10 protein-coding genes and 1 pseudogene are annotated in these 11,774 nt (G+C 49.6%); 9 read left to right on the forward strand and 2 right to left on the reverse strand.

All coding sequences use genetic code 11. From position 1 onward, the window contains the following. Positions 1-13 precede the first annotated feature (13 nt). Entirely contained in the window at positions 14-661 is a 648-nt protein-coding gene (locus AC06G8_RS02585; RefSeq protein ID WP_447663667.1) for a DUF3885 domain-containing protein, read from the forward strand. A gap of 566 nt (positions 662-1,227) precedes the next feature. After that, positions 1,228-2,076 carry a replication initiation factor family protein gene (locus AC06G8_RS02590; protein WP_447663668.1) on the forward strand — a complete coding sequence of 283 codons (849 nt, stop codon included), beginning with the start codon at positions 1,228-1,230 and terminating at the stop codon, positions 2,074-2,076. 2 nt (positions 2,077-2,078) lie between these two features. Here the strand turns inward: AC06G8_RS02590 and AC06G8_RS02595 are convergent, their stop codons facing one another. Further along, complete coding sequence (locus AC06G8_RS02595) at positions 2,079-2,285, reverse strand: helix-turn-helix domain-containing protein (RefSeq protein ID WP_447663670.1); 207 nt, start codon at positions 2,283-2,285, stop codon at positions 2,079-2,081. Between the two features lie 163 nt (positions 2,286-2,448). Between AC06G8_RS02595 and AC06G8_RS02600 the strand changes: the two genes are divergently transcribed. From AC06G8_RS02600 to AC06G8_RS02630, 7 genes and pseudogenes are all read left to right on the forward strand, one after another. After that, complete coding sequence (locus AC06G8_RS02600; protein WP_447663671.1) at positions 2,449-3,225, forward strand: recombinase family protein; 777 nt, start codon at positions 2,449-2,451, stop codon at positions 3,223-3,225. Positions 3,226-3,346: 121 nt separating this feature from the next. After that, a pseudogene (locus tag AC06G8_RS02605) lies at positions 3,347-4,585 on the forward strand (IS110 family RNA-guided transposase). A 49-nt stretch (positions 4,586-4,634) separates the two neighbouring features. After that, positions 4,635-5,372 carry a polymorphic toxin-type HINT domain-containing protein gene (locus AC06G8_RS02610; protein WP_447663707.1) on the forward strand — a complete coding sequence of 246 codons (738 nt, stop codon included), beginning with the start codon at positions 4,635-4,637 and terminating at the stop codon, positions 5,370-5,372. Between the two features lie 10 nt (positions 5,373-5,382). Beyond that, positions 5,383-5,901, forward strand: a complete 519-nt coding sequence (locus tag AC06G8_RS02615; RefSeq protein WP_447663673.1) for a hypothetical protein — start codon at positions 5,383-5,385, stop codon at positions 5,899-5,901. A gap of 522 nt (positions 5,902-6,423) precedes the next feature. Next, positions 6,424-6,693, forward strand: coding sequence for a transposase (locus tag AC06G8_RS02620; RefSeq protein WP_447663674.1), 270 nt, complete (start codon positions 6,424-6,426; stop codon positions 6,691-6,693). Positions 6,694-7,383: 690 nt separating this feature from the next. Next, positions 7,384-8,649 carry an FAD-binding protein gene (locus tag AC06G8_RS02625; RefSeq protein ID WP_447663675.1) on the forward strand — a complete coding sequence of 422 codons (1,266 nt, stop codon included), beginning with the start codon at positions 7,384-7,386 and terminating at the stop codon, positions 8,647-8,649. Between the two features lie 17 nt (positions 8,650-8,666). Further along, complete coding sequence (locus AC06G8_RS02630; RefSeq protein WP_447663676.1) at positions 8,667-9,332, forward strand: Type 1 glutamine amidotransferase-like domain-containing protein; 666 nt, start codon at positions 8,667-8,669, stop codon at positions 9,330-9,332. Between the two features lie 328 nt (positions 9,333-9,660). On the opposite strand, the gene AC06G8_RS02635 is transcribed toward AC06G8_RS02630, so the two are convergent. Further along, positions 9,661-11,151: a carboxylesterase/lipase family protein gene (locus AC06G8_RS02635; protein ID WP_447663677.1), complete on the reverse strand. Its 1,491-nt coding sequence runs from the start codon at positions 11,149-11,151 to the stop codon at positions 9,661-9,663. Positions 11,152-11,774 lie beyond the last annotated feature (623 nt).

Raw genomic sequence — 11,774 nt, forward strand, 5'->3', positions numbered from 1 at the left:
GGGCGGTGTATGAATGGGTTATAATAAACAGTTAGATGAGTTTTTATCTAGTACATTTCCAAGGCTTCAATTAAAAAGCCCCCTTTTTTACAGTTCTGAAATTGCAATTAGATTTGAACTAGGGGGCAATCTTAATGAGCGTAGTAGGGTCGAAAGAGTAATTCATAGGGCATTGTCCATATTTAACGAGTTTAATCAGCGAACTGATGAAGTATATCTAACAGTTTTTGTTGATAGTTGGGATGAAAATCCGGTGGCTTCTTTTGAGAAGGATGTTTATGAACTTTTTCTCGCGTATGCGTCTGGAGTCAGAAATGAAGATATTGACAAGCTAGAGCAAGAGTTTCGCTATAAAGACCCGGATGAAAATGGCGACGACGATACTATTACGTTGCGATATTGCACAAAGGTTAAAGTGAAAGATTTGAAGGTCGAAGAATTACTGGGTGCAATTGCAAATCGAGAGATGGGATACGAGCCGCGCATCGTTGGAGATATCTTTTTGGTCAATGAAACGAAAAAATCCATATTTTATCTCTACGATGACAGAGGTATGGATGTTGTAGCAGATGATACAAGGACGCTAAGAGCAGTTTATGAGAAATATAATAACTGGATATTAGATTATGACCGAAGTCGAATAGATAAAATATTTTCTTGATAAGTCCTTGGAGGATAATTCCCTCTAAGGCTTTTTTTGTACCCCACCCAGTGCCGAATGAATCGGGCCGCTAAGACATGATGAACTTAACGTCCAATATCCCCGTATGAGATATTCTCAAAACCCCTGTACGCACAATTTCTTTCAGTTAGCTTGAATTTTATACCCCTTTTCAGTTATCTTCTGACCTCGTTTGTACCTCAAAATCATCAGTTACCATCGTATACAGTCCGAATTTCCTTATCTTCGTTTTCTCCCGTTTTTCTGAAACAAAGAGCAAATGCAAATAAATCCGGAACAAATAGCATTACCGACACGATAGGGAGGACGAGAAAGAATAATCGCAACTATTCAGATACATAGACCGACTTTTATAGTGTGTGGGAAAGCAGTCAATTATCAATTTAGTCCGCAACTAACTGGCAATATAGAGCGATGGTTATTGTGAGAGAACAATCTGGTAACGTGCCTGTTGATATATACAGGTAAGGCAACGTGAAGGCTAGCCACCTTGCCCTCTAATTATAGACGGAAATTCGTTAAAAATTTCCGCAGGGGGCTAAGCAATGAATGAAGTAAAGGTTTCGATTGACCGCATTGTAGTTGACTTTACGAACGTGTATTGGAGGTTCTTCAATCCGCTTCGTCAGCGGCTTTGTGAAAACTACAACGCTGCGTTTTATGTTAAGGACAAGGGATTCAAGTACCGTGTTCGAGTCAGGGAGGGTAAGTATTGGGCGTATCTTTCGTATCAGCTTGTTTATGCCCGTCTAGGTAGGAAGCATACGCTTCGGCTAGAATGTCCTCCTGACTCTTTGATTCACTTCCAGTCTTGGATTTCAGAGATTGGAAATCATGCAACAGAAATACTCTATGTTCGCTCTGATGTAGCATTCGACATTCCGCTGCCCTTGACTGAAATGTTCGTCCTGTCTCTGACGGGGCGGAATATGAAGAAGAGGAAGGGGACGTTCTACTCCAACAAGCGACATCAGCGGCAAGTAGCAGGATACTGCCGAGTGTATGACAAGAAGATGGAATTGCTACAAAGGCGTGGGGTGAGAATCGAAAGCGAATTAACGAGGTTTGAAATCGTGTATAAGCCTGATGAGAAAATCCCGATGAGCGTTCTAGTCCAGTTTCCGCCCCAATTCAATAGGCTTTATCTGTGTTCCCAAGTCGTTGGACTTGAGCAGATGAAACCGAAACTGCAACAAAGAATCAATGGATTGATGAGCGGCGAACTGGAACAGAAACAAGTAACGGGGTATTACCGCAGGGGAATCGAGAAGCAAATGCGGCAACGTCCTACTTTGGACTTCGATAGACTAGCGGAAGAACAGTGGGAGGATGTCATAACGATACCATGTGCCATACTGGGCGGCGTGGTGAGCAAAGTACCAGTTGCACTTTAGTATTACTCATCCTCCATGAATATCAGTTCATGAAGCTGAATGTCGAGTGTTTTGCAAATTTGCTCCAATGTATCGAAGTAAGCAGCATTAACTTTATCGGAGCAAAGGTGGCTTACTGTGCTTGAGCGGATATTCATTCTTCGTGCAAGTTCCCGTTGACTAATGTTCCGTTGTTCTAGGATTTCTCTAAGGCGTAATCGGACTGGCATAGTGAACCTCCAAGTAACGCAATACCGTTACAAAGTTGTGATTTTCTCCATCATATCACTGAAAAACTATTGTCTGCAACGGTGTACCGTTCTATAATAGAAGAGTGATACGGAATACCGTTACATAAATTGTGATTATCGTAACGGAGGGGGAGGGAACAGCATGAATGTCATCGGTTATGTCAGAGTATCAACGAGCGGACAAGCCAAAGACGGTTACAGTTTAGCGTACCAACAGGATGAAATCCGCTCCTTTTGTCAGGAACAAGGATCGAACTTGCAGGACATCTTTACGGATGAAGGTATCAGTGGGGCAAAGGTGGATGAGGATGCTCTTGAAGTGGACAGAATCAGCTTTCAGAGCATGTTAGCCGCCCTATCTACACGAACCTATGACGCTGTTGTCGTGCTTAATACAAGCCGTTTATGGCGGTCTGACATCGTAAAGGTTTTGGTTCATCGGGAGTTCAAGAAGTACGGCGTGGATGTGAAAAGTATCGAACAGCCGACTTATTCCATCCATAAGATAGACCCAAGCGATTTTCTTATCAACGGTCTTATGGAATTGCTCGACCAGTATCAGCGGCTAGAAATCGCCCTCAAGCTAGGCAGAGGGCGTAACAAGAAAGCCCAACAGGGCGGCTATGCAGGAGGACGGGCGGCGTTTGGTTACAAAGCCCGTAAAGGTCATAAGACAATAGAAGTGAATGACAAGCAAGCTCAAGCAGTAAAACGGCTCTTTGACATACGGGAACAGAACCCGAATTGGACGTTATCCGAAATTTCATTTCAACTGAACCAAGAAGGCTTTACGACACAGCAAGGCAAGCAGTTTACGAAAGTACAGGTTAAACGGATACTAGACCGCAGGGAGTTCTACGAAGGTCAGTATCAGTACGGCGGCATTACAGCAACAGGACTACATCAAGCCATTTTATAGCGTTTATAGAGGAAGAATAGACACGCTTACCCTTCAATGTACGCCTTCGGGCGAATACTAAACAGACGATGCGGCTATTCTTTTTCCCTAAACGCTATAAAGGCTAAGGGGGACACTCGAAATGAGACATCGTAAAGAGCAGTTTATCTATGTTGGCGTTGATTTACATAAGCGGACGCATACCGCAGTTGTCATTAACTGTTGGAATGAGAAGCTAGAGGTCATTGAGTTCGAGAACAAACCATCGGCTTTCCCTGCGGTGGTCAATAAGGTCAAGAAGCATGTTCAAGAAGGCATGACAGTTGTATTCGGACTTGAGGACGTGGGCGGTTATGGAAGGTCATTAGCTGTTTATCTAGTCGAGAATCATTTCCTGGTCAAAGAAGTCAACGCTGCTTTATCTAACTGGAAGCGTAAAAGCTATGCCATGACGGAGAAGCACGATAGTTGGGATGCAGAGAACATTGCCAAGCTACTGCTTGATGAACTGGATAGATTGCCAAATGCCCACCCACAAGACGACTACTGGATTCTAAAACAGCTAGTCATGCGGCGGTATAGCTTGCGAGATACCCTCGTCATGCTCAAGAATCAGCTACATACGCAGTTAAGTTACAACTATCCGAGTTACAATAAGTTCTTCTCGGAAGTGGATGGGCAAACAGCACTAGCGGTATGGCACGAGTACCCTTCACCGTATCTATTGGAGGGCGTGAAAGTCGAAGCGTTGGCAGAGTTCTTGCGGAAGAACAGCCGTAATGTGTGTTCGACCAAGAAAGCTGCTTTAATCCTTGAGAGTGTTCAAGCTGATGGGAATACGAAGCGGAACGGGCAGGAATATCGGGATTTCCTTGTTCGCAGTCATGTGAACCAAATTCGTGACGTTCAGCGTGAGATGAACGATGTGGAGGACAATATCCGCCACATAATGCAGAAGCTAGACTTCAAGCTGAACACCTTTACTGGTATTGATGACGTTACCGCTTCGGCTATCGTAGCTGAAATCGGAGATATTAGCCGTTTTACGAGTGCTGACAAGCTAGCTAAGTATGCAGGGCTTACACCAAGCCAAATGAGCAGCGGCGGCAGAGGTAAAGACCGCAATCAACGGCAAGGAAATCGAGCGTTGAACAAGATTCTGTGGGGGCTAGCAGTAAGGCAAGTACATACCGCTAGAACTTCCAGTAAGCCGCTCAATCCTATATTCCGTGAATACTAAGAGAAACGATTGGGAGAAGGTAAAAAGAAGAAACAGGCAATCATCTGCATTATGAGAAGGCTTGTCACTATTCTTTATAGTATGTTGAAGAACAAAACCGAATACCGACTTGACGCTGTACCTGAACGGGTGGCAAGCTAATGATACAATGGTGGTAGCTGAAATGGTTGCCACCTTCTTTATTCCCTGAATCAAGGTTCTAACTAACGAAGGGGAGAAACCTATCGAGGAAATCGAGGTAGGGGATAAGGTACTTTCCAAGGATGATGAGACAGGCAAGATAGCTTATAAAGAAGTCGAATGGCTCTTCCAACGTGATGTAGAGGAAACGTATAATATTACTGTTGGCGGCGAAGTCATTACAACTACCGATGAGCATCCGTTTTGGATTATCGGCAAAGGTTGGGTGGAATCCAAGAACCTTGTGGTGGGCGATGTTCTGACAACCTCCGATGGCAAAGAATTAGCTATTGAGAAGATTGAGGTTAAGCAGGGGCATGCTACGGTTTACAATTTCAAGGTGAAGGATTTCCATACGTATTTTGTCTCAAACCTTGGGATTTGGACACATAATGCTTGTGGGGTAGCACCTCATACTGTTGTAAATGCATTATCGAATTTTCAAAGTAGTCAAATGAAGTTTGGTAGTAATACTTTCCTGCTTGATAAGTCAGGAATGAAATATATTCTAGAGCGTCACCATCCGAATTACTGGGATGGCTCAGTAAAGGCACAACAATCGTTTTTTGATGCAAGTATGTCAATTGACGATATTACGAGCGCCATTAAATCAGTTATGTCCCAAAATAGAGACATCCTTGCGAGTAAAGGGACTAAAGGGATGTATCAAATCACGGGTACTTACAACGGCAAGGACTATGTACTTGGGTTAAACAATGGGCGTGTAGGTCAATTTTATACTCCGTAAGGGTGATACGATGTTTCAAGTTGATTCATATTTGATGAAACCACAATGTAAAATTACTGATTTAAGCGATGTAGTTAGAAATCCTCAGAACTATTTTGTCGAAATCACTAATTCGTCAGGATTAAAAGAAATATATAAGAATCTTGATTTCCAGTATCTTAACGGGGCAATTTGTCTAAAGTATTACGGCGATAGTATGTTGGATATGAGGTATTGGGACTTGGTCGACCAATTATGGGCGTACGTTATTAATTTAATTGAAGAAGTGCTTCAAAAAGGAGAGGGAAGCATATATTTCCCTGACCAACCCGTCAAAATTATTCTCCGTCCAACAACTAAAGAATTACTTCTATTCTCAATTGAAGGAAGCGAAGTCACAAATTATGTATTACCTAGAAATGATTTTCTGATAGCACTAGTTCAAGGTGCAGAACAGTTTTTCTCCTGCATGACTGATACGTTTAGTTCCGATTGTGATTATTCCTATGAGTTAGAAAGAATAGTCAGGTTAAAAAAGGAATTACATTAGTGTATAAGACCTTGGGGGCTACAATCCTCAGGGTCTTTCTTTTACCCCCACCCAGTGCCGAATGAATCGGGCGGCTGAGTCCAATCATGCGTAATTCATGTAATACCAGTATAAGAACTTCTTTAATTCCTTGTACGCACATCCATGCTTGAGAAAGTATACCTAAATAATGCAATGCAGTTACATGATACAGGTTGATTATGGTCAGATACCACCATGATTGACCTGTATTTTGTTATCTTCGCTTTCTAGCGATTTTTCTAATATGAGCCGCAACTGTACAATACCCTGTCCCGATAGAGAGGGCGAAAAGGTATAATCGCATCTTCTTAGGAAGGATTGGGCGTGACACTGGAAGCATTGGCAGAGTTCCTGTGAAAGAACGGCAATAACGTATGTTCGGAAAGCTACACTAATCCAAGAAAGTGTCCAAGCAGATGGAAATACAAAGGGAATGGACAGGAATACCGTGATTTCCTCGTTCGAAGTCATGTAAACCAGATTCGTGACGTTCACCGTGAAATGAACGATGTAGAGGACAACATTCGTGAAATCATGGAAAAGCTAGACTTCAAATTGAACACGTTCACAGGTATAGATTACATTACTGCTTCGGCTACCGTTGCGGAAATAGGAGACATATCACGCTTTGCTGGTGCTGATAAATTAGCCAAGTATGAAGGGCTTTCGCCAAGCCAAATGAGTAGCGGCGGAAGAGGTAAAGAACGCAAAACAACGGCAAGGAAACAGAGCCTTAAACTAGATAGCCGTAAGGCAAGCTCAGACGGCTAGAACGTCTTCTTTTTGCCTTCACGCAATTTGGGAATTAGTACACATCTACAATAAAAATCAGCTACTATCACTTCACGTGAAAAATGTTCATCAAAAAACGGTACGTAGCAGGGGACAAGTCAATCGTTACAGAATTGACCAGTTGGAGGACAATCCTTATTTGGTACTTTCTGAAAACGTCCATTTCTTCTTGATACTATATCAGCCAAGGTATATCAAGAAGACCCTGATTCAGTCCGTCATTGCGACTATCATTAAATGGCGACTCATATAAATAATATGCAAATAAATTGTATGAGGCATATCATTCGAAGCAACCTTATCCTGATATCGCATATGAACCATACTGGAGCTGCTAGACGAAATTAGGCAGAGGCTTTGAGAAGAAAGGCTAATCTTGGATAAAGAAGATTGGAAATTCATGTAACATATAATTTTGCATGGCCAATTCAAATTAGCATTTGACAATTAACTGAGGAAACATGAAAAAAATAAAAGGGGCGTTTTGCTCTAATGAACGCCATCAACGGCAAGTAGCCGGATATTGCAGAGTGTATGGACAAAAGCTGGAACTGTTGCAAAGACGAGGGGTTAGAATTGAAGGCTGCCGAGTGCAAGTAGGGATTTTTGGCATGGAGCCAGAAGTACACGGTACAGGCATCGGCTATGAGAGGAAGGGTGAGCAGGAGGATGGTCAACGAGCGCAACTGGGCAGGCAATTACAAGTACGGAGCAACGGAGATTCTGGTCCCCGATAGGGTGTCGGATATACAGGAACGGGTGTCTCGAAGTTCCCGGATCAAGGTGCTGGGCTCGCGGCATTCGTTCAACGGCATCGCGGATACGGCCGGGAGCCTGATCTCGCTGCAAAAGCTGGACCGGGTCGTCGAGCTCGACTCCGCGAACCGGAAGGTCGCCGTCGAAGGCGGCATCCGGTACGGGGATTTGGCCCGCTATCTCCATGAGAGGGGCTTTGCGCTGCACAATCTGGCGTCGCTGCCGCATATCACGGTTGCAGGCGCGATCGCCACGGCAACGCACGGCTCGGGTGTCCTCAATGGAAATCTGGCTGCCGCCGTCCATGCGCTGGAGGTCGTCGCTGCCGACGGAGAGATCGTGACGCTCTCCCGCGACATGCCGGATGCCGAGGAGTTTCACGGAGCGGTCGTCGGGCTTGGCGGCTTGGGCGTCGTCACGAAGGTCACGCTGGATATCGTTCCAGCCTTCGAGATGACCCAGCATGTGTACGAGCAGCTGCCGCTGGAACAGCTGGAGCGGAACGTCGAAGCGATCTTGTCGGAATGCTACAGCGTCAGCCTGTTCACGGATTGGAAGGAGTCCTCGTTCAATCAGGTGTGGCTAAAGCGCCGCGTCGGGGATCCGGTGTCCTCGGACCAGCCGGAAGGCTTCTTTCATGATGCGGCTGCTGCATCCGGCAACCGCCATCCGGTGCCGGGACATTCCGGCGCCGTCTGCAGCGAGCAGATGGGCGTCGCTGGTCCTTGGCATGAGCGGCTGCCTCATTTCCGCATGGACTTCACCCCAAGCGTCGGCGAAGAGCTGCAAAGCGAGTATTTCGTGCCGCGGGACAAGGCTATCGAGGCTTTGCGCGCGATCGACGGTCTCCGGGATCTGATTGCGCCGCTGCTGTACATTTCCGAAGTTCGCACGATTGCCGCGGATCGGCTCTGGATGAGTCCTTGCTTCGGACAGGATTCGGTCGGCATCCATTTCACTTGGAAGCAAGACATGGAGGCGGTCGGCCGCGTGCTGCCCGTCATCGAAGAGGCGCTGCGCCCGCTCGGGGCGCGTCCGCACTGGGCCAAGCTGTTCGCGCTGCCGCCCGGCGAGGTTCAGCCCCTTTACGAGAAGCTCGCTGATTTCCGCCGGCTGCTGCTGCGGTACGATCCCTCAGGCAAATTCCGCAACGAATTTTTGAACCGCTACATTTATTGAGGGGACGTAGGACTGAAATGGAAACTCATTTGTTTTTGTTCGGGGGAGGGCCGCCGTTCTCGCCGGAGCTGGCCGCGCGGTTCGCAGAGCTGGCCGGTGGAGCTGACGGACTCGTAAGCATCCTGTGCGTGGATCGACCGGGATGGGAGGAGTATATGCCTCGCTATACAAAGGCTTTGGAAGAGCGGGGAGTGGCGCAGTTCCGCTACCTGCCGCTTCCGACGACGCCGGAGTCCGAAGCCATGGAAGCTCTCCGCGCCAGCAGCGGCATCATCATCGGGGGCGGAGATACGAACCGATATGCCGATTATATCGTCGAGACGGGGATTGGATCGGTTGTCGCCGCCAGGCATGAGGCCGGCATTCCGGTGGCGGGATTTTCGGCGGGCGCGCTGCTCAGTCCGGACCGCTGCCTGATCTCGGCGAAGGATAACGAGGCTTCGGCTTATCAGGACCGGAGGGGACTCGGTCTGGTTCATGGAATCTCCATTGCCGTTCATTTTTCCCAATGGCAGGAGGAGAAGCAGCTTCTGGCCTCAGCGGACAGATATCCCGATTATCGCGCCCATTACGGCCTGGATGAGGACTGCGGCCTGTACTTCCGCAATGGCGGGCTGGAAAGGACGGAGGGTGAAGGAGTGTTTGTTCTCGAGGACGGCGTGATCGGGAAGCTCGTTCTTTAAGTATTGGAATCGGAACGGCACAACGGTACCCAGCCAAGGCTTCAAAAGCTTCGAAGTTTCTCTGCTGCAGCGATCTCTTGCGCAGGCCGAAAGGCAGATGAAAAAAAAGCGCCATGAATAAGGAGGTATTCCGCCAGGAGTCTCCTTCCATGGTGCTTTCGTTTTGATGCAGGCCAGGGCCAATCGGCTTGCCGCCTGGTTTCCGCTTGCTGGATGGACCGTGCAGCCGCCGCCTGCGCCTTGAGCGGCTGAACTCGCCGGTCAAAGTCGCATTTCCGTACCGAGCCGGCTGCCCCGGTCAGGAGCAGGCGCGTATTCATATCGCGCGCTAGTTCCCGCCCGTCAGCCGCCGCCGCTTCTCCGCGTCCGGATCGAGCTCCACCCGGCTGTCCGTGTCGAAGATCATCGTCGCGCGCCGAGAGGCCTCATAAGCCGGCCAATCAAGCTCGGCGGTCGACGGATTGCCGGTACGGGCGAACGCGATCCAGGCGTCCTGAACCCGCTCCGCCATGGCGCGCATGCTCCCGCTCACTTCAAGGCCGGCGTTCTGGAGCAGGTCCAGATGGTTGAACACGAACGGAATCTCCGCCGCGTGAAAGGCTTTTGCAAACACTTCATGTCCTTCTACGGTGAAATCGTACCGGTACATCCAAACGGGAGCATACGGGAGCTGTGCGTCCGCCAGCAGCAGGGAGGAGCGCCAGAAGAAAAGATCCGTCATGAGCTGCTGCTGGCCTTCGGTCGTCCTCGGATAACCGCGCGTCCACTCCGCCGCCTCCGGCGCGCCCGTCACAGCGACATAGGCTTGCGCGTTCTTCTCGTCGGAGAGGAGCGGCATGCCGGGCGGAATGAACAAGGCGCCTTCATCGCGGTTGACGCCGATGAGAATATCGACGCCCTCGGCGGAGCCTGCCTCGATCAAGCTCTGAGGGAACTCCGGCAAAGTCTTGCCGTCGACGACCGGCTGAAACAGCATGACGGCGGATTCTCCGGCAGCCCGCTTCAGCTTGTCCGCCGCTCGCGTCAGCTCGGACGTCGGGATGTCCGCCAGCCGGTCCAGCTCGCCAGGCCCGATGCCCAGCATCTGCAGGTAAGCTCCGGCGAGCACCGAGCCTTGCTGCTCCGGAAGCGCCTGGGAGGCGCCGCTCTGCAGGATGGCTCTCCGGAACAGTCTTTTCGCAGCAGGCATGGCCAGCAGGGCGGCGATGCTCATGCTGCCTGCGGATTCGCCGAACACGGTCACCTGGGCCGGATCTCCGCCGAAAGCGGCGATGTTGCACTGCACCCACTCCAGCGCGGCGATCTGGTCGAGCAGGCCGGCGTTGGATACGTAGCCGTCATCCCCATCCGAACCGTCGGCGTAAGGAGACAGATGCAGGAAGCCGAGAGCGCCAAGACGATAGCTGATCGTGACGACGACGAGGCCGCCTCTGCGGGCCAGCTCGGCGCCGTCGTAGATCGGCAGTCCGCCGCCGCCCGTGACGAACGAACCGCCGTGGATCCAGACCATGACCGGCAGCGGCTTGGCCGAAGGTTCCTGCGGCGCCCACACGTTGACGTTCAGGCAATCCTCGGATTGCGGAATGGCCGTTCGCACGAGCCGGAAGCTTCCGCCGGACGGATCGACCGGCTGCGGCGCCAGCGGCCCGGGCTCGACAGCCGTGCGCGTTCCTTCCCAAGGCTGCGCGGGCAGCGGCTTGCGGAATCGTCTGGCTCCGACGGGCGGCTCCGCGAACGGGATCCCCTTCCAGAATCGGACTCCTTTATCGCGGGCTCCCTGAACCAGGCCGCTGTTCGTGCGGATAATGAGATCGTCCAAGCGTAACATCCTCTCTCTGCGAAGCATGATGCTTTCATTTTACCACTAAATCAATCCTTACCCCAACCGCAATCAGGCGAACCCCGCGGGGCAGCGGAAGTTGGGCTAAGTGCACCCGCCACAGCAGCGCACATTTATGGCAATTAAGGCCTATCGGGCCTTAGTGTGATGCGAGAGCGGTTACGGAGTGCAAATAAGGCCCAAATCGTGCCTTAGAGCGACACGAGAGTGGTTGTGCAGTGCAAATAAGGCCCAAATTGGGCCTTAGAGCGACACGAGAGTGGTTGTGGAGTGCAAATAAGGCCCAAATTGGGCCTTAGAGCGACACGAGAGCGGTTATGGAGTGTAAATAAGGCTCAAATCGGGCCTTAGAGCGATGCGAGAGCGGTTATGGAGTGCAAATAAGGCTCAATCGGGCCTTAGAGCGACATGAGAGTGGTTATGGAGTGCAAATAAGGCCCAAATTGGGCCTTAAAGCGATACGAGAGTGGTTACGGAGTGCAAATAAGGCCCAAATCGGGCCTTAGAGCAATGTAAGAGTGGTCATGGAGTGCAAATAAATTCCAAATTGGGCCTTAGAGCGATGTGAGAGTGGTCATGGAATGCTATTAAGGTCCAAATCC

The sequence above is a fragment of the Paenibacillus sp. SJS-P3 genome (assembly GCF_056711585.1).

Coding starts and splice junctions, on each gene's coding strand:
- AC06G8_RS02585 (WP_447663667.1), top strand. CDS start 14: ATGGGTTATAATAAACAGTTAGATGAGTTTTTATCTAGTACATTTCCA.
- AC06G8_RS02590 (WP_447663668.1), top strand. CDS start 1,228: ATGAATGAAGTAAAGGTTTCGATTGACCGCATTGTAGTTGACTTTACG.
- AC06G8_RS02595 (WP_447663670.1), bottom strand. CDS start 2,285: ATGCCAGTCCGATTACGCCTTAGAGAAATCCTAGAACAACGGAACATT.
- AC06G8_RS02600 (WP_447663671.1), top strand. CDS start 2,449: ATGAATGTCATCGGTTATGTCAGAGTATCAACGAGCGGACAAGCCAAA.
- AC06G8_RS02615 (WP_447663673.1), top strand. CDS start 5,383: ATGTTTCAAGTTGATTCATATTTGATGAAACCACAATGTAAAATTACT.
- AC06G8_RS02620 (WP_447663674.1), top strand. CDS start 6,424: ATGAACGATGTAGAGGACAACATTCGTGAAATCATGGAAAAGCTAGAC.
- AC06G8_RS02625 (WP_447663675.1), top strand. CDS start 7,384: ATGGTCAACGAGCGCAACTGGGCAGGCAATTACAAGTACGGAGCAACG.
- AC06G8_RS02630 (WP_447663676.1), top strand. CDS start 8,667: ATGGAAACTCATTTGTTTTTGTTCGGGGGAGGGCCGCCGTTCTCGCCG.